Genomic DNA, 18432 nt, shown 5'->3' on the forward strand with positions numbered 1-18432 from the left:
GCCCCCTTCGGAGCACGCGATGCCGAAGTTCCGTCCGGCGACCCGGTGGTCGCTGCTGGTCCTTGCTCTGGCCGCCCTTGGGGCGGCCCAGGCCACGTTACAGGCCGACGCCCGTCAAACAGTACAGGCCCCGAAGTTCGAGGTCGATCCACTGTGGCCCAAGCCTCTGCCGAACCACTGGATTCTTGGCTCGGTCATTGGCGTGGGCATCGACAGTCGCGACCATGTGTTCATCATTCATCGCGGCGACTCCACGCTCAACCAGCGGACGGAAGCCGGCGCGAACGCCACGCCACCCATTGCCGAATGCTGCCGGTCAGCCCCGCCCATCCTGGAGTTTGATCCGGACGGCAACTTGGTGAAAGCATGGGGTGGCCCCGGCGCCGGGTACGACTGGCCCTCGTCCAATCACGGCGTAGCCATCGACGACAACGACAACGTGTGGATTGGCGGCAACGGCGCCATGGACTCACAGATTCTCAAGTTCTCGCACGACGGCAAGTTCATCGCGCAGTACGGCGCTCCCAAGCAGGCCGCCAACAGCAACGACACGTCCCACTTTGGCCGGGTGGCCAAGATCACCTTTGATGCCAAGGCCGGCGAGGCCTACGTAGCTGACGGCTACGGCAACAAGCGCGTGGCCGTCATTGATGCCAGCACCGGGAGCATCAAGCGCTACTGGGGGGCCTACGGCAACAAGCCGGATGACGCCCGGATGCCTCCGTACGATGCGTCGGCGCCACTGGCCCAGCAGTTCCGGAATCCGGTGCACTGCGCCGAACCCACCAGCGACGGCCTGGTGTATGTGTGTGACCGTCCGAACGACCGCATCCAGGTCTTTCAGAAGGACGGCAAGTTCGTGAAGGAAGTGCGCGTGGCCAAGGAAACGCGCGGCGACGGCTCGGTGTGGGACATTGCCTTCTCGCGCGACCCGCAGCAGAAGTACCTGTACCTGGCTGACGGCAAGAACGAGCGCGTGTACGTCATGGATCGCCAGTCGCTGGAAATTCTCACGTGGTTTGGCGACGGCGGTCGGCAACCCGGCCAGTTCTTTGCCGTGCACAGCATTGCCAGCGACTCCAAGGGCAACGTGTACACCACGGAGACGTACGAGGGCAAGCGCGTGCAGAAGTTCCGCTACAAAGGCATTGGCACGGTGCCGCGAGGCAACCAGGGCGTGGTGTGGCCCACCGGCAAGTAATCACCCGGTCTGAAACAGAAGCGGGCGGGCGCGAAACATCGCGTCCGCCCGCTTTTTTGCGGCGAATGAGCGGCTGCTCCGTGAGCTCAGGGAATGACGCCCTGACATTCGATTTCCACCTTGGCGTTCGGCACGACGAGAGCGGCCACGACAACCGTGGAACGCGCCGGCGGATTGCTGGGGAAGAACTTGGTATAGGCCGAATTCATTCCCTGGAAGTCCTTCACGTCGGTCAGAAACACGGTGCACTTGGTGGCCGCCGCGGCGAGCGTGGTTCCAGCCGCCTTGAACACCTTTTCGGTGTTCTCAAGCGAACGCGTGGTCTGGCCGGCGATCGTGGTGTCTGTGGGGCTGGTGCCCAACTGGCCGGAGGCCCACAGCATGTTGCCCACCCGGATACCGGGGGTCAGGGTCGCACTGATGCGCTGCCCCTCACCAACAACGGGCTGACGCCCGCCAGCCGCTTGCGCGGAGAGCGGCGCCGCTGCGAGGATTGAACAAGCCATTGCAACGACCGCCATCTTGGTGGTCGTCAGGGTGGAAAGGCGCAAAGACCGCATCGGATTGCCTCCGGGACGTGCGAAGTGGTTGGGGACATTCAGGGAGAGACGGCCAATATGCCGATGTTCGACTTCGTCTGCACAGGGTGCCAGCACGCTTTTGAATCGCTGGTGCGTGGTAGCTCCGTACCCGCCTGCCCGGCCTGCGGTAGCACCGCGCTGGAAAAGCAGATGGCGCTGCCCGCCATCAAGACCTCCGGCACCCAGGCCAAGGCGCTGCAGGCGGCCAAACGCCGGGATAAAGCGCAAGGCGCCGAGCGTATGCACGCCCAGCGCCAGTACGAACTGAACCACGACGACTGAATCCGGTCAGCAGCTGCGGCACTTGTTGGAGTTCTTCGACCCCAACTTCACCAGCAGCTCCACAGTCTCGAGGAATGGCGTAATGCGCTGCACCGGGCCGTTCGCCATATCGGCGGTGGTCTGCCCACGACGACTGACGGCCTTGATGTCGGTGCCCTTCCCCACGAGATACTGAATGAGCTCGTTGTCTCCGCGCGCCGCGGCGTGATGCAACGGGTTGTACCCGTTGTGGTCGCGGGCGTTCGGGTCGGCCTTGAGCTCTTCAATGAGGTACTTCACCGCAGGGAGCCAGGCGTCAGGCGCATGGCGGTGCGAGTTGGCGGCAAAGCCCTCGCCGTATCCCACTCCAGAGGCGGCGTGAATGGGGTATACCCCGGGGCCTCCGTCGGGAATGGGCGGCAGCCCTGACGGATCGGCACCACCGGCCGCTCCTTCTTCCGGCGCGTCATCGCCCGGCAACCGGCCCAACGGCTTGATGGTGGGCACGGTAGGGTCGGCCTTGTACTGCACCAGCAACTTCATGGCCGGCACATCCAGCCCGTACGCCGCACGCCAGAAAGGTGTGGCGCCCACGGTGTTCACGCCCAGCAGGTCGAAATTGTACGACATGAACCAGAGATGCTTCTTGAGCCGCACGTTGGGATCGGCGCCGGCCTTGAGCATCATCTCCATCAATTCGATGTGCGAGATACGCTGCTGCATCTGCGCCGTCGGCTGCGGGTACAGCGACTTGGGCGCCCACTGCGTGTTGATCACCGCGTAGAGCGGTGTGGCGCCAGCATCGCTGGCCAGCTTCACGTCAGCACCCTTGTCCACCAGCAGCTTGGCCAAGTCAAAGCGACCATTCACCGCCGCCATGAGCAGCGGCGACGTGTGATCGCCTTCGCTCACGTGATTGATGTTGGCACCAGCAGCCAGCAGGCGTTCCACGGCATCCACGTGCCCTTCACGCACGGCAAACAGCAGCGGCGTGAGGCCACCCTTGTTGCCAATGAGCTCACCGTACGACGGGCCACGCTGCTGGAATCCGGTTTGCGGACGCGCTGAATCACCCGTGGCGCGGGGAGCGCCGGCGGCAGCGCCCGTGGGTGCGGCGGGGCGGGCGGGGGCCGCCGCCGAAACAGCGGCCGGTACGGCAGCCACAGGAGCCGCCGCTGGACGAACTGGTACCACCGGAGCAGGTGCCCCCGCTCCGGGCGAAGACGCGGTAATGGGCAGGTTTGGCGTCACCGTGCTGGGCGCCAATGGCGACTCGGCGCTCTTGAGCGCCGCCACCCGACGGCTACGCGCGACGAGTACGGTGCGGATCTCGCGTTCCTGCTTCGGAATATCGTCGATCTTTGAGGCCGCTTCGAGACCAGCCCCCGCCTTGATCAAAGCATCGAGTGCTGCCACGCGGTTATACGCCGCCGCCCACATCAGTGGCGTTTGCCCCCAGGCCGTTTCACGGACGTCCACCGGGACGCCCTTGCCCAACAGCACCTGTACCGTTTCGGCATTGCCGTTCCCCGCGGCAAAATGCAGTGCCGTTGCGCCGCCCGTGCTGGTGACGGCCAGCCCGCTCGCACCGTGCTCGAGCAAGAGCTTGACCAGCGCGGCTCGCCCTTCACGCGCCGCGAGATGCAGCGGTGTGTAATTGCCATTGCGCGTCACGGCATCCACGCGGGCGCCGGCATATACCAGCACCTTTGCCGACGTGAGATCGCCCCGCTGTGATGCCCAGTGCAACGCCGACATACCATCGGGTTGCGACGCGTTCACATCGGCGCCTTGTTTGATCAACACGCGCACCTTGGCCGTATCCCCGCGCATCACCGCGTCGGCCAACGGCGCCTCCGTGGGATTGGAGCGCGCAGCAGTGAGCAGCAACGCGGCCGAGCACATCGCCACGCCCGCCAGCAGGCGCCAGCGCCCCCCCGTTCGAACGTTACGCATGAGCGCTCAGGTTGAGGGTCCCGTTGCTGTCGCCGAAGGTGGTCATGTCATCCAATCCCAGCGTGTGCATCATGCTGAGCATCGCGTTCGCCATGGGCGTGCCATCCGGCGCCTTGATGTGCACGTTGCCCGCCAAACGGTTCTCGGCCTTGCCCAGCACAATGAGCGGGCAGCGGCGGTGGTTGTGCAGGTTGGAGTCACCCATGGGCGAACCATAGATGATCATCGTCTTGTCCAGCATGTTGCTGTCCCCTTCCTGAATGCTCTTCAGCTTGTCCAGGAAGTACGGCAGCATGGAGACGTGATACTTGTTGATCATGTGGAAGTCGCGCACGCCGCGTTCGGTGCCGCCGTGGTGCGACGCCGGATGGAACGGCTTGTCCGTGCCGCTCTCCGGGTACGTCCGGCTCGATCCGTCGCGACCCATCTTGAACGAGAAGACGCGCGTGATGTCGGCGGCGAACGCCAGCGCCTGAATGTCGAACATGAGCTTCACATGCTCGGCAAACGAATCGGGCACACCGGCCGGCGCCTCGGGCATCTCGCGCACTTCACCGCTCATGTTACGCGCTTCCACCCGCTGAATACGACGCTCCACTTCACGGATGTCCGTGAGGTAGCGATCGAGGCGTACCTTGTCCTCGGGGCCAAGCATCGACTTCATGGTGGACATTTCGCCCGACACGAAGTCCAGAATGCTGCGCCGCGTCCGACGACGTTCGGCGCGCTCGGCGCTGGTGCCGCCCACGCCGAACAGCTTCTCGAAGGCCACGCGCGGGTCACGGATAACCGGCAACGGCTCCGACGGCGACGCCCAGCTGATGGAGTCGGTGTACACGCAGGCATAGCCGTACGCGCAGCCGCCGGCCTGGTCCACGTTCTCAATGCACAGCTGCATGGACGGAATGGGCGTCTCCTGCCCGAACCGCCGCGCGTACATCTGATCGAGTGACGTTCCCACCTTCACATCCGAGCCTTCCGTCTGCTTGGGATGCATGTGCGTCAGGAACGTGGCGCTCGACCGGAAATGGTCACCGCCAATTTCGTTGGGCGACGTGGGCTCGGCCTCACGCACATCGGTGTTGCTGATGATCGTGAGGTAGTTGCGATACTGTTCCAGCGAGGTGAGCGCCGTGGGCGAGAGATCAAACTGATTTCCCGTGGCCGCGGGCGACCACATGTTCATCTTGGCGCCCCACTCGTTACAGCCAGCGGCGCCGTGCACCATTTCAATGGCCACCAGGCGCGGGGCCAGCTTGGCCGCCCCAAAGGCGCCACGTCCCGTGGGAATCATGGCGTCGAGGTACGGCAGGGCAATCGTTGCGCTCATTCCCTGAAGGAAGTGACGGCGCGGCATGGCCTTTCCGGTCAAGAAATACATCGGTCGGTCTCCGGGTCGTGAAGTATCAGGGAATCAGCGGCTCCGGCCGGCGGCCGGAACAGAAGTGGAAGGCGAAGCAGTGGACGGAGCAGCCTGAGCGATCACTTTGCGCATACGGAACGCATCGCTCTTGACCACGCCGACAATGAAGTCGTTGAGCTTGTAGTTGCCGGGGCGCGCGGCCGCTTCAATGCGGCGCACCGTGGGCGCATCATACCACTCCACACGACGGCCGAGTGCATAGGCCATGAGGTTCTGCGTGAAGGAGCGCATGAGCGGCACGGGCCGCTTCAGCATGGCCTGCTGCAGTTCGGCCGGGCTGGTGATCTTGGTGCCATCGTAATAGTCGCCGCGCGTGTCGAGCGGCGCGCCATTCTCGCGAATGCGCCAACGCCCCATGACGTCGAAGTTGTCGAGCGCGAGGCCAATGGGATCGATGAACTGATGGCACGACTTGCAGGTGGCGTTGGCGCGGTGAATCTCCATGCGCTCGCGCGTGGTCAGCAGCCGGCCTTCCTTGGCGCCCTCGGTCTTTTCGAGATCCGGGACATTGGGCGGCGGCGGCGGTGGCGGTGAGCCCATGAGCACTTCCATCACCCACTTGCCACGCAACACCGGCGACGTGCGATTCGCGACGGAGGTGAGCGTGAGCATGCTGCCGTGTCCGAAGATGCCACTGCGCGGCGAACCGGCCGGATAATTCACCCGACGGAACTGCGTGCCCACCACACCGGGAATGTCGTAGTGGTTGGCCAACGCCTCGTTCACGTAGGTGTAGTTCGCCGTGAACAGATCGAGCATGCTGCGATTTTCCCGCACCAGGTTATAGAAGAACAGTTCCGTTTCCCGGCGCATATCAATGGCCAGCTGCTCGCGGAAATCGGGGAACTGGTTGGCATCGGGATGCACCAATTCGATATCCTGCAAGCGCAACCACTGCGACGCGAAGCGGGTGGCCAGTGCCTCGCTGCGCGGGTCGGCCAGCATGCGCTTGGTCTGCTGCACGAGCACCGTGGTATCGTTCAACCGGCCGTTGCGCCCAAGCGCCACCAGCTGCGAATCGGGCGGTGCCCCCCACAGGAAGAACGACAGGCGCGACGCGAGATCGACGCCGCTCACCGCCACGCGCCCCTTGGCCGCCGTGGGGATTTCTTCAATGCGGAAGATGAAGTGCGGGCTGGACAGCAGCGCCTCTAGCGCCGTACGAATACCCAGCTCAAACCCGCCTTCCTTGGCCCCTTCATCGTAGAACGCCAGCAATCCCTTGAGATCGTTGGCCTGCATGGGACGCCGATAGGCCTGCGCTCCAATGCGATTGAGAATGCGCTCGGCGCATGGACGGGCCTCGGCCGCCGACATGGGACGGCAGCTGAAGATGCGACGGCGGCTGGGCGTATCGGAAACACCGGTGGGGTTGTACGGCCCCGTCACGGCGAAGTTCTGAATGTGCGCCTGCACCGTGATTCCTGCCTGCGCACCGATCTGCGTGTCGGCAATGCTGTGGCCAAGCGGCGTGATGTTGTCGTTGACCGGGCCTTCAAACGTGCGCAGGAAGGTGGCCGTGATGCGCTGCGGACCGGCACGAATGGGAATGGGCTTGGTCTTGATTTCCATGCCCTGCGGATCGGACTGCGACATGCCGCGATCCACTTCGAGAATCGCCGCCCGCTCACCGTTCACCGACACTTCGATTTTTTCGTCGAAGGGCGCGGTGCTCGCAAACAGCTGTCCCGTGGGAATGGCGTGCAGCGTGACCGTGAACACGTACTCGCCATCGGCGGGGAACGTGTGCGTCACCGACGACCCACCGCGCGTCCCCATGGGGGCGCCTTCCACCTGATCCAGCTGCGAGGCAAGACGGGCAATCTTGTACGTGCTGGTGGACACGCTGGCCTTGGGATCACCCACCGCAAGCCGGCTGATTTCGCTGGCCGCGTCGAGGTACGAATCGAGCAGCGTGGCCGAGGGCATCTGCACGTCGGCAATGTTGTCGAAGTTGGCGCTCTTGGTGTCGAGCGGCAGCCACGATTCCGACTTGATGTCGAGCGAGAGCACGTCCCTGATGGCGCGTTCGTACTCGGCCCGATTGAGACGCTGGAACGTGCGGACGCCGGGGTTCGGGTCAGCGGCATACCGCGCATCCATGGTGCGCTCCAGCGTTTCGAGCAACACCTGCAGCGTGTCTCCGCCTGGCTTGGCACGCCCCGGCGGCGGCATCATGCCGGTACGGAGCTTGTTGATCATCTTCTCTGCCACTTCGGGTGCGACCTGCCCAATGGTGGCGAGATTGAACTGCTGCAGCGACAGGTTGCCCTGCTTGCGTTGGTCGCTGTGGCAGCCGGCACACGTTTTCTTCACCACGTCACCCAATGCGGCCGACGTCATGGTGGTCGTGGCCGGCTTGATGACCGGGTGCCCGGCACGGCGGCTGGCACGAGTGGTGGAGGCGCGCAATGGATCAGTGGCGTCATCCACGAAAGAGAGATCGTATGTCTTGTCATACGAAGCCGGCGTCGTTGCCGTGAGCGCGCGCTCAGCGGTTGGCGACACGTTCACGGGTGAACGTTCGGCCGACGCGATCGCAAGCAAGGCGAGACAACCAGTACCAGCAGCTACCAACGACTTCATCCCCGGGCCTCCAGGCGCAGTCGGGTGTGGTCGGGTGGGGTACGCAGGAAGGGTCGCGTCCCCGGAACAGCGTGATGTAGAATTACGTGTAAGATCGTTGAAGCGTTCGGTTTACGGAACACCTAACCGGTCACCGTGCTACCACGGAGGCCGGTTCAGCGCTTCCGTCCGGCTGGCCGTTGCCCACTGTACAGACGATCGACCCCGCCCCGGGCATCCCCGCTCCGACCATGCGGTGCACCTCCTTTCCCGCCTCCCCACCCCACCTCGGAGGATTCTGTGAGATCCAGCTGGATGAAGTATGCCACGGCTGCCCTGGCCCTTGGCGTGTTCCCCTCGGCGCCGGCATACGCGCAGCAACGGCTCAACCCTGTCATTGATCTGGTCGCCGCCGGGAAGCCGGTTTTTGGTCTGTACGCCCCCGCCAACCGGCGCGCGCGGCCCGGCCAACCGGCCATCCCGGCGGACTCTCTCAAGAGCATGGCGCAGCTGGCTGGCGAGGCGCTCGCCTACAAGAAGCTCGATTACGTCTTCGAAGGCACGATGGAGTACAACTTCGACCAGTCGTTCCCGCCGTTCGCGGAGTTCGCCAAGGCGATGGACGCCGGCGGCGCGCTGACGAAGGGCAAAGGCGGTCGCTTTACCCATCCGTTGTTCGTGAAGACCGGGGAAATCGCCCCCGACCCTGACCTGGCCACTGCCCGCATTGGCAAGCAGCTCAACGAAGGCGTGAGCGGGATTGTGTTTGTGGACGTGCTCAACGCCGCGGAGCTCAAGCAAGGCATCGCGGCATTGCGCTTCAAGTCCAAGGGCGGTACCCGCTCCGACGACGTGGGCAGCGCGCCGGCACGATGGGGGATGAGCGAAAAGGAGTACAAGGAGCGCGCCGACCTGTGGCCGCTGAACCCCAAGGGCGAACTGCTCACCTTCACCATTGTGGAGAGCAAGGAAGGGTTGTCGCACATCCGGGAAATTGCCGCGGTGCCGGGCGTTGGTGTGCTCTTCCCCGGTGCAGGTACGCTTCGCGGTGTGTTTTCCACGACAGACGCGAGTGGTCAGCGCAAGTTTGACGAAGCGGCTTGGGAAGCGGCCATTCAGTCGGTGTTGGCGGCCTGCAAGGAATTCAAGGTGCCCTGTGGCTATCCGGCGGGTGCACCGGACATTGAGAAGCGCATGAAGGAAGGGTTCAGCGTGTTCGTGATTGGCTGGGGTGAGCAGGGCTTCAAGGCCGTAGACCTCGGTCGCGCGGCGAGCGGGCGCTAAGGCTCGGCGACTCGGCCCAACCGCAACCCCCGGCGCGTCGCGCCACTTCGGGGTGGCCGTGCGCCTAGGCTCGCAGGGCTCGCCGGCGTTATCCCCTCAGACGCGCGGTGCGCCGGGTGTTCCGGCCGGGCCTGGCACGGCTGGTTGACGCGGGAGTCGACGGCCGATCCTTCTCGCATGCCACGCATGAACAACGCGCAAACACAAAGGGCCGCCGGACAGATGTCCGGCGGCCCTTTGTGCACCCAATCGAAACGGTTACGGGTTGCGGTCGATGCAGCCGCCGAATTCCGGGTTATTCCGCTCAGCCGCCGGAATGGCGTAGTTCACGTCCGAGCCATAGCTCCCAGACAACGGGGCGCGCATGGTACCCGACGGGAACACTGAATTGGCAGTGCGGCCATACTGACGAACGAGACGACGCAAGTCTCCAAGGCGATGGCCAGTGAGCCACATCCACATGCCACGCTCTTCGAAGAGCAGATTCACTGCAGCTTCCTGCGTTGCCGGCACCGTCGCGATTGGTGCCATGGCGGGGGTGATACCGGTGGCACGAAGTTCGTTCAGACCCGTGAGCAATGCCTGACGGTCAGCGGCCGACCCTCCACGAAGACGAGCCTCCAACTCGATCAGCCGTGCTTCGATACCATCGGCCAGATTCACCGCACCGGCACGACCATACTTCAACTGGTCAGGCAAGTTGCGGTGCGCCGAGTTGAAGCCCGAGCGCGTCGTAGTACGCCAAGGGACACGCGGATCCATCGGCGTGCGAAGGAACTGCACCTGCGCTTCGGCTTCGATGTACATCGAGTACCGCGGTGCCGTAACCGACAGCGCGTTCCAGATACCGTTTTCCTGTCGTCCAGTAGCCTGCGAATGGAACGTCTGGTACCTGTACGACGTCGGCACGCCCTGTACCGCCGTCGCCGCAGCGGCAAACTGGTTGAGATTCAGCAGCGCACGTGCCTTGCCAATCTGGGCAAGAGGCCGAACCCGCGCATCAGTGCCAGCCAGCGCCAGCGCCGAGTCGAAACTGGCCACGGCGATTGTGAGCATCTGCGACGTGGTCAGCGGCGTTCCGAAACTGGTCTCGCTGGAGAAGGGAACACCGGAGCAAAAGAGCTCCGCGAAGTAATTCTCCGAGTAGCCACGGATCGCATACATCTCGGCGATGTTCACCGGCGTGGTTGGCGCGAATTCCTGAAGAATCGGAATGACACGCGTCGCTCCCGCTCTCACCCGGTGCAGATTGCGAAATGTGTTTTCAACCGACGCCAGCTGCTCGTTGGTCGTGCGCTGATTCGGGAACAAACGATCGTCGAACGTATCGGTCGAGTAGATCTCATCGGCCATGTTGCCACTGAGCACGACCAAACCGTCCTGTGTTCCGGAGAAAACCACGGCGAAGTCCTGCAATACGCCGAGGCGAACAGGGTTGGCACCAGCCGGACTGGCATAATCGCCAATATTGAGAACGTCCGGGTCGGTGATGTCGAGCGCCGAGCTCATATTGCAGCCCATCACGCCGATGGCCGCCACAGTCATCGGCAACAGCGCCCGGCGACGGATTTTCTGGTTGGAAACTGTCATCGTCGGGGATCAGTAGTTGAGGTTCAGACGAACGGTCCACTGGCGCATTGGCGGCGTCGAGAAGAACTCTTCGTTACCGCGCGTGTCCGAGTTGCTCTGCGTCGTCTCCGGATCGAGCCCGGTGAAGGGCGTCCACACAGCCAGATTTCGACCGGTCATGATCAGGTTCATGCGCTGAGCGCGCATGCTCTTCGCCCATCCCTGCGGCAACTGGTACGACACCGCGATTTCACGCAGGCGAGTGAACGAGCCATCTTCGAACATCCCGGTAAAGATACCGTTCGGCGTTGCGGCGATATTCGCGGCCTGAAGTTCCAGTGGTGCCGTCGGATCCATACGACCACGGCAGGAGTTACCCCCCTGGCACTGGTGACGCAGCGTGTTGTTGAACTTGAGCATCCCCCACTTGCGGTCGATCTGCGCCGACACGCGCAGCTTCCGCTCGAACAGTTCCAACGTGGGCGAAATCACAAACTCACGCGTCGGGAAGGACGGCCCCTGGAACGTGGCACTGTCGCTGAACGTGATTTCGTTCGTCCCGAGGATGCCATCGCCGTTGGCGTCGTTGTAGGTGTACGTCCTCCCCCACATGCCGTACAACGGATATCCCGGCTGCTGACGCATCGTGATGCGCGATCCGGCACCGGTCAGAATCGGTGCGACCCCTTCGCCGAGCGTCAGGAGCTCGTTCCGGTTCGTCGATCCGTTGATGAACAGTTCGGCATACACGTTCTTGCGATCGATGAGCTTCTGCGTGAACTCGAGTTCGAAACCGGAGTTCTTCACGTCACCGATGTTCTCGAAGCGAGCCTGAATGCCGGCCACAGAGGGAGCAATGTTGCGTTGCACAAGGGCATCGCGGGTTTGCTTGCTGTAGTACGTCACCACCACATTCGTCCGCCCACTGAACATCGTGGCGTCGAATCCGGATTCAACTTCAGCCCCGAATTCCGGCTTGAGATTGCTGTTGCCCAAGGCGGAAAGCGTCACAGAGGGAGCATCAACACCTCCCGTCAGTGTGGCCGGGAACGGGGTGAAGAAGCGCAAGGCGTCCGTGGGGCCCGGCAGCTGCCCCGAGGCGCCATACGTCGAACGCAAGCGCAGCGACTGCAGCCAATTGAACTTCGGGAAGAAGCTTTCGTCCGATACCAGCCACGACGCGCCAACCTTGGGGTAGTACACGCCTCGCGACTCGGAGCCGAAAGCGCTGGCCGCGTCGCGACGCATCGCCAACGTAAGGAAGAAGCGGTCCCGGACGGACAGTTGTTCTTCGATGTAATAGCCAAGCGTGCGCGAGAAGTCGAACGACTGCGACGAGTTCCGAATGGCGGCCGCGGTGGTAGTCGTAGCGCCCGGCGGGAGATTTTCGCCGGTACCGCCCGTCTGTTCAAAATCGTTGCGAATGAACTGCATGCCAACCGAGGTCTTCGTCCCCAGCCAATCGAAGATCTGCTTGGTCGCCGTACCGCCAAGGTCAACCGTTCCCTGCGCGATGCTTGTGCGGAACGATGACACTTGACCATTGCGTCCTGGGAACTGGAAAATACCCTGGTCGAACCGATTGATCCCGATATCGTCTCGCAGCGAGTAGTCGTAGCCGACCGTCGCGCGCAGATTCAACCATTCGGCAGCGTCCCACCGCGCCGTCGCCGAGTTGATGAAGCGATTGAGTTCCTGCGTAGTGGTCCGCGAGAAAACGTCACCAAACGGGAAGCTGAACATGCCGGGGAGCGGCACGCCTCTCGAGTCCTTCTTGGTCGGATCCCATGCGCCACCCATGGCCTGCACCATGAGGCCGTTCGCGTTGTCGTTGTTCTGTACGCGACGCACGTTGCTGTTCACATAGCCACTGGACAGCTGAATGGTGGCTCGCGGCGCAATCTGTGCGTTGAGATTCATACGCAAATTGTTGCGGTCCAACCCCTGCGGGCGCACCTGAGACGTTGGCAGAGAGGATACCCCGCGCTCGGTCTTCAGGCGATCCTGTTCGCCCGTCGGCATTTCATAGATGCCGTTTTCACGTTCGATTTCGCCCGACACAAAGTACTGCACACGATCGGAACCGCCCGACACCTGCATGCCGTACTGGCCGCGGTTACCGGTCTTGATCGGGCTGAGATCCGGATCATTCAGAATGTTGCCGCTGATCACGCTGTCCTGGACGCAGGTGCCGTTGGCGACCAGCGTCAGATCACAGCGCATGTTGGTGTTGTTGGACAGGCGACGGCCCCACGCATAATACAGCAGGGGATAGTCACCACGCCGGGGATCCTGCGTCAGACCGTTTTCCGAGTAGACGTTCCACGCGGTACGTCCGGACTTGCCGCGCTTGGTCGTGATGTTGATCACGCCCGCCGCCGCCTCCGTGCCATACAACGTGGCCGCCGACGGTCCCTTCACCACTTCGATGCTCTCGATCTCTTCCGGATTGATGTCGTCCAGCCGGGACGGCGACTGCCCGCCCACACCAAGCGCCGCGCTTCCACTGTTGGCCGCCACACGAACGCCGTCGATGATCACGACAGGTTCGTTTGAGAGAGAAATCGAGGACTGACCACGGATACGAATACGTGAACCGACACCGGGCTCACCGGTGGAGACCACGTTTACGCCGGCGGCACGTCCCTGGAGGACCTGGCTCAAATTGGAGACGGGGAGTTCCGCGATCTTTTCGGCCACGTTTACCGTGGCGGTGGCATTCGCCAGTTCGACCTTCCGCTGCTGGCCGGTTACCGTGGTGACGACGGCCGACAGAGAAAAGGCCGCCTGCGTCAGAGCAACGTCCTGCGTGACGGGGGCAGCCCCGCCAACGGTCACGTTGACACGCTTGGCTTCGTAACCAATGCGGCTGATTTCAAGAACGATGGCACCAGAGGTGGGTACCCGCAGGGTATACCGACCATTTTCTGCCGTCAGCGAACCATTCTGCGTGCCCTGCACGAGCACGCGGGCCTGCTGGATGGGCTGCCCCGTGGCCGCATCCGTGACACGGCCAGTGACTGTGCCACCGGCGCCTTGCGCGGAAAGCACGGAGGGGCTCGCAAGTCCCACGGCCGCCACGACCGCAAGAAGAGATGATGCCAGACGGCGCATCAGTGGCGCGCGAAACGAGGTGGCGTGTGGTGGCGAGCAGCCTCGCTCGCCGCGGGCGGACGCAGCGGGTACGAACAAATGCATCTTGTGACTCCCCATATCAGGATCACCTGCCGGTCACTCGATGTTGTGACCGGCTATGACAATGACCACAACAGGCTCCCGCACCGAAGCGCTGCGGAACCTTGGTCTTGCCACATGTGTACACGGATGCCAAGACGACAACCGATAAGCGCTGTTTCGGGTTCGCGCAGCGGATGATCGCGCGCGAGATGGCGGGAACTGTCTGGGGACTGCTAGTGAACGCGTTCCAACATCCACCAGCGGCGTTTCGGAAACGACGGGATGGCCCCACACGTGTATGGCGCCGGAACAGCACCGCCGTACCTGCGTGATAATGGAGGAACGCGCAGACGCTACGACCAGCGTTCGATACTGTCAATACTTTTTCAGGGATCCCCCCGCAAAATGCCGGGGTTTTCCTGAAGAAAACTGCCCTTTGGAAAATGCCCAACAAAAAATCGGCCCCGCGCGTATGCCCGGGGCCGCATTCTTATCTCCGCCAAAATCGCCGGAACCTTCAGGGCGTCGGCGGTGCGGGCGGAAGAATCAGCTTCACAGTGGCGAGTGCCACCGAATCGGCCGTGAACGGCGCGGCACCCGGCGTCAGGCCGTTCAGTTTGAAGATGTAGGCCATCGCGGCAGCGTAATCCTCCCGGGGCAGTGATCCAGGATTGCCGTCCGGCATGGTGGTGCGAATCTGCTCAAACAGCGCAAACACCGGCTGGCCCGCCCACTTCGTGCGGAAATCCGCGCCGGTGACGTCCTTGGTTTCGTGACACTCAGAACAGGTATTGGTCCACACCGTCGCCCCGGCCGTTGCCTGGGAGTCGCTGTAAACCGGCACCGTATCCTGTCCGTCTCTGACGGCAGCGCCGGGAGCGAGTGGCTGCTGGGCCGTCATACGGCCGGCAGAAAAGACGCTCGTGGCGATGACGCCGAGCAGAAAGACCGCAGGAATGGGAGATGGACGTCGCATGGCAGATGAACGTGCGAGGAAAGCATTTCGCTGGCAAGCCTCCCCCCCACCGCAAAATGCGCAGCGGATGTGCATTGCGAGGGACGTGGATGACCAGCATTTTCGGCTGATGGACGCTTCTCATACCCCAGATGTTCCCGAACGCCCCGCCTCACCCGGCGACAGTTCTGATATAGAAAGCCCTGTTCTCCGCCGTGATTTCCTGCGCATCGCAGGGGCCACCGCCGGCGCCTTGCTTGCGACCGGCTGTGCACCGCCGGTCGCCTTTTCCGCAGCCCCGGCGCGTGGCGTGGAAAAAGGGCGCGGGACCGCCGCGAGCAGCACCCATGTCGTGGTGATCGGCGCCGGAGCCTGGGGTGGGTGGACAGCGTACCATCTGCGCAGTCGTGGCATCAAGGTCACACTCATTGACCAATACGGCCCTGGCAACTCCCGCTCCACCAGTGGCGACGAGACGCGTGGCATTCGCTCGTCGTACGGAGACCGGGCCTCAGGCGTTCTCTGGACCCCATGGGCGCGCACCGCTATTGACCGCTGGAAGCTGTTCGAGGAGGAATGGGCACGCCCCTTCCGCACCTCGTTCTTCCACGAAACGGGTGATGTGATCATGCGCGTCACCCGGGAGCCATTCATTACCAAAACCGTGGAGCTCTGGACGGCAAACAACGTCCGCCACGAGGTCCTCTCCGGTGAGGAAGCCCGCAAGCGCTGGCCAGTCATCAAGGCCGACGACATCACCGTCGCCATCACCGAGCCCGACGCCGGCGTGGTGCGCTGCCGCGCCGCCACTCAGGCAGTGGCCGCCATTGCCCAGAAAATGGGAGCGGAACTGGTCATTGGCCGTGTCCGTCCCGGCCCCATCGTAAACGGGACCATGGACGGGGTGGTGCTCGACAACGGCACCGTGATTCGCGGCGATGCCTACGTCTTTGCCTGTGGTCCGTGGCTGCGCAAGCTCTTTCCTTACATGGAGAACCGGGCACGTATCCCCATTGGTCACGCGCTCTATTTCGGAGTGCCGCAGGGGGACTCCCGCTTCCAGTTTCCCAATCTCCCCAGCTTCAACTTTCCCGGGGTCACCGGGTGGCCCATGCTGCCGGTGGACAGCCGCGGGTTCCGCGTGCGCGGGGCCATTGCCGCCGCACCGCCCGCAACTGGTACCAGGGCACCAGCCCCCTCATCGTCGCCCGTTGCCCCCGACCCCACCCTGCAGGATCCTGATCTCAGCTCCCGCTGGACCAATCAGGACCGCGTGGACGGAGCCCGCCGCTTTCTCGCCGCCCGCTTCCCCATTCTCGCCAACGCCCCACTCCTGGAAACGCGCGCCTGCCACTACGAGTCGAGCGTCAACCAGAATTTCATCGTCGATCATATTCCCGGCGCCTCCAACGCGTGGATCGCCGGCCTTGGTCAGGCCGAAGGCTTCAAGTTCGGCCCCGTTATTGGCGACTATATCGCCCAGCGCGTGGCTGGCATTGAGGGAGACCCAGTGCTCAAGAAAGCCTTCGCGCTTCCCACCGAGCAATACGAGCGCCCCCCCGGCTGATGCGACGCCCTCTCCTTATCGCCTTCGCCATCCTGTTCCTGGCCTACGAACAGTGGTCGTTCTATATGTGGCTGCAGCAGCACGGGACCGTGTCGGCCGGGCTCTCGCACGCCTGGATGACGCTCCGCCTGGACCCCATGGTCTTCATGGCCTGGAACGACATGGGCATCTTCACCGCCCTCGTGCTCATCTGGCTGTGGCGTGATCTCCGCCAGACCGGTCGCTCCTTTCTCTGGTGGCCCGCCACGCTGCTGCTTGGCTGCCCTCCCCTGCTCATCTACCTGAGCGCCGACCGTACTCAGGCCTCAACGCACCCGTAGTTCTCATGCGCTGGTCATGCAGTAGGTCATGCGGTTGTCCCGGAAAGCTGTTGTAGCCACAGGCCGTTCGTCGCTCAGAACCGCACCGTCTCCCCGTGCCGAAGCACGCGAAACCGTTCCGGCGCAATCCGCCGCTGGTCGAGTGCCGCCGCCAGATCTTTCGGCGGCTGATCCAGCGGTTCGTCCGTGAGCGCAAACGTGCCCCAGTGCACACCAATCGCCTGCGCCGCGCCAACATCCAGCATCACCTGAACGGCTTCGTCGGGGTTCACATGCTGCGGCGCCATGAACCACCGGGGTTCATAAGCGCCAATCGCAATGGCCGCCGCATCAAAGGGCCCGTGCCGCTCCCCAATAGTGCGCGGCGCCGAGGAGTACCCCAGATCGCCGGAGAACCAGAAGCGGAACCGGGGGTGCACAATGGCGTAACTGCCCCAAAGGGACCGATTACGATCGAAGCCGGTGCGATTGGACCAATGCTGGACCGGCTCGAAGTGCACCGCAACACCGAAGTCGGACAGCACCGTGTGCCCGTGCCAGTCGAGCGCCTCAATGTGCGGCAGCACACCACGCACCCGCGGCAAGTTGCGCGCGAACCAGAGTTCGGTTCCACGCGGCACGATGTACCGCGGCGCGCCGCCCGCCTGCCGCGCCACCGCACGCATGGACGGGCGGTCCAGATGATCGTAGTGGTTGTGCGTGAGGAGCACCGCGTCGATGGTCGGTAACTCCTCAATCCCCAACCCCGGCGGCTGATGTCGCCGCGGGCCGATATAGCGGAACGGAGATGCCGTTCGACTGAACACCGGATCAAAGAGCACATTGGCGCCCCCCACCTGCAACAGCGCCGACGAGTGCCCTATCCACGTAAAGGCCGGGTGTTCTCGGTTCGCGTGCACGAACTCAAGGTCAGGCACAACACCATGCAGCGGCGCCTGCGGTGGCCGCGGCAACCGCTGACGGGCCCGTGCCCACATCCATCGCAGCACATCCTGGCCGCGAGTCTCAATCCCGTGCTCAGGCCGAGGCATCCCGCTGCTTCTTCTGGGCGCGAGCGCGGAACGGCAAGAGGAACAAGTAGATGCCGGTGATCCACAGTCCGAGCACGATGACCGCGGAGGGGAGGAAAATCCACAGTTTGGCAGCATCGTGGAACCACGAACCGTCGTGGATCTGCTCGATCAGATCGGAGCGGCGATACGCCGAGTGCACCACGGCGCCGGTGGCCAAGTCCACCTGCACTTCCCAGTGATTCACGGCAGCCACCTTCACGATGCCCTTCCCCGGCCGCACATCAAGACGGTCGATATCGTCCCACGTCCTGATCCCGGTTTCCGGCACCGAACGCGCGGCGTCGAAGACCTGCTGCATGCTCACGGTAGGCACCGTGTGCTCGGTTCGCATTTCCGCCGGCTGCACCCAGGTGAGCTGCTTCTTGAGCTGCAAAAGCAGTCCGCTGCCCAGCACAACCAGAAATGGGAGCGCCGTGGCAATGGCGCCCCACCGATGCAGTTTGCGGTTCCAGATACGCGGGTTCGGCATAGTGACAAAATACACCAGAGGGCGAGATGGG

The 18432-nt window shown here is 63.4% G+C and carries 14 protein-coding genes; 5 read left to right on the top strand and 9 right to left on the bottom strand.

Annotated features, from left to right (window positions below; all coding sequences use genetic code 11):
* Window positions 1-19 precede the first annotated feature (19 nt).
* Complete coding sequence (locus GEMMAAP_RS11725; RefSeq protein ID WP_026849628.1) at window positions 20-1201, top strand: NHL repeat-containing protein; 1182 nt, start codon at window positions 20-22, stop codon at window positions 1199-1201.
* 86 nt (window positions 1202-1287) lie between these two features.
* Here the strand turns inward: GEMMAAP_RS11725 and GEMMAAP_RS11730 are convergent, their stop codons facing one another.
* Entirely contained in the window at window positions 1288-1707 is a 420-nt protein-coding gene (locus GEMMAAP_RS11730) for a RidA family protein (RefSeq protein ID WP_053334107.1), read from the bottom strand.
* 111 nt (window positions 1708-1818) lie between these two features.
* Between GEMMAAP_RS11730 and GEMMAAP_RS11735 the strand changes: the two genes are divergently transcribed.
* Complete coding sequence (locus tag GEMMAAP_RS11735; protein WP_026849627.1) at window positions 1819-2064, top strand: FmdB family zinc ribbon protein; 246 nt, start codon at window positions 1819-1821, stop codon at window positions 2062-2064.
* A gap of 6 nt (window positions 2065-2070) precedes the next feature.
* On the opposite strand, the gene GEMMAAP_RS11740 is transcribed toward GEMMAAP_RS11735, so the two are convergent.
* The 3 genes from GEMMAAP_RS11740 to GEMMAAP_RS11750 all read right to left on the bottom strand — a co-directional run bounded on the left by GEMMAAP_RS11740 (window position 2071) and on the right by GEMMAAP_RS11750 (window position 7936).
* Entirely contained in the window at window positions 2071-3999 is a 1929-nt protein-coding gene (locus tag GEMMAAP_RS11740; protein WP_043580683.1) for an ankyrin repeat domain-containing protein, read from the bottom strand.
* Window positions 3992-5329, bottom strand: coding sequence for a DUF1552 domain-containing protein (locus GEMMAAP_RS11745; RefSeq protein WP_238588125.1), 1338 nt, complete (start codon window positions 5327-5329; stop codon window positions 3992-3994). Before GEMMAAP_RS11745 ends, GEMMAAP_RS11740 begins: the two co-directional genes overlap by 8 nt.
* A gap of 84 nt (window positions 5330-5413) precedes the next feature.
* On the bottom strand, window positions 5414-7936 hold the full coding sequence (locus tag GEMMAAP_RS11750; protein WP_238588126.1) for a DUF1592 domain-containing protein: 2523 nt from the start codon (window positions 7934-7936) through the stop codon (window positions 5414-5416).
* A gap of 366 nt (window positions 7937-8302) precedes the next feature.
* Between GEMMAAP_RS11750 and GEMMAAP_RS11755 the strand changes: the two genes are divergently transcribed.
* Window positions 8303-9271, top strand: a complete 969-nt coding sequence (locus GEMMAAP_RS11755; RefSeq protein ID WP_026849624.1) for an HpcH/HpaI aldolase family protein — start codon at window positions 8303-8305, stop codon at window positions 9269-9271.
* Between the two features lie 258 nt (window positions 9272-9529).
* On the opposite strand, the gene GEMMAAP_RS11760 is transcribed toward GEMMAAP_RS11755, so the two are convergent.
* The 3 genes from GEMMAAP_RS11760 to GEMMAAP_RS11770 form a co-directional block, all read right to left on the bottom strand.
* Window positions 9530-10861: a RagB/SusD family nutrient uptake outer membrane protein gene (locus GEMMAAP_RS11760; protein ID WP_145979110.1), complete on the bottom strand. Its 1332-nt coding sequence runs from the start codon at window positions 10859-10861 to the stop codon at window positions 9530-9532.
* Window positions 10862-10870: 9 nt separating this feature from the next.
* Window positions 10871-14038 (bottom strand): SusC/RagA family TonB-linked outer membrane protein, encoded by a 3168-nt coding sequence (locus GEMMAAP_RS11765; protein WP_158514834.1) that lies wholly within the window; start codon window positions 14036-14038, stop codon window positions 10871-10873.
* A 496-nt stretch (window positions 14039-14534) separates the two neighbouring features.
* Window positions 14535-14993, bottom strand: coding sequence for a c-type cytochrome (locus GEMMAAP_RS11770; RefSeq protein WP_026849621.1), 459 nt, complete (start codon window positions 14991-14993; stop codon window positions 14535-14537).
* A 109-nt stretch (window positions 14994-15102) separates the two neighbouring features.
* Here GEMMAAP_RS11770 and GEMMAAP_RS11775 point away from each other — a divergent pair, with 109 nt between their 5' ends.
* Together GEMMAAP_RS11775 and GEMMAAP_RS11780 are read left to right on the top strand one after the other, a co-directional pair.
* Complete coding sequence (locus GEMMAAP_RS11775; protein WP_158514835.1) at window positions 15103-16539, top strand: NAD(P)/FAD-dependent oxidoreductase; 1437 nt, start codon at window positions 15103-15105, stop codon at window positions 16537-16539.
* A complete protein-coding gene (locus GEMMAAP_RS11780; RefSeq protein WP_026849619.1) occupies window positions 16539-16859 on the top strand; it encodes a DUF2834 domain-containing protein in 321 nt (106 codons plus the stop codon). Before GEMMAAP_RS11775 ends, GEMMAAP_RS11780 begins: the two co-directional genes overlap by 1 nt.
* A 74-nt stretch (window positions 16860-16933) precedes the next feature.
* Here GEMMAAP_RS11780 and GEMMAAP_RS11785 read toward each other — a convergent pair whose 3' ends face one another.
* Complete coding sequence (locus GEMMAAP_RS11785) at window positions 16934-17758, bottom strand: MBL fold metallo-hydrolase (RefSeq protein WP_158514836.1); 825 nt, start codon at window positions 17756-17758, stop codon at window positions 16934-16936.
* A 118-nt stretch (window positions 17759-17876) separates the two neighbouring features.
* Window positions 17877-18401, bottom strand: coding sequence for a PepSY domain-containing protein (locus GEMMAAP_RS11790; protein ID WP_026849618.1), 525 nt, complete (start codon window positions 18399-18401; stop codon window positions 17877-17879).
* Window positions 18402-18432 lie beyond the last annotated feature (31 nt).

This window comes from Gemmatimonas phototrophica, assembly GCF_000695095.2.
Classification (GTDB): Bacteria; Gemmatimonadota; Gemmatimonadetes; order Gemmatimonadales; family Gemmatimonadaceae; genus Gemmatimonas; species Gemmatimonas phototrophica.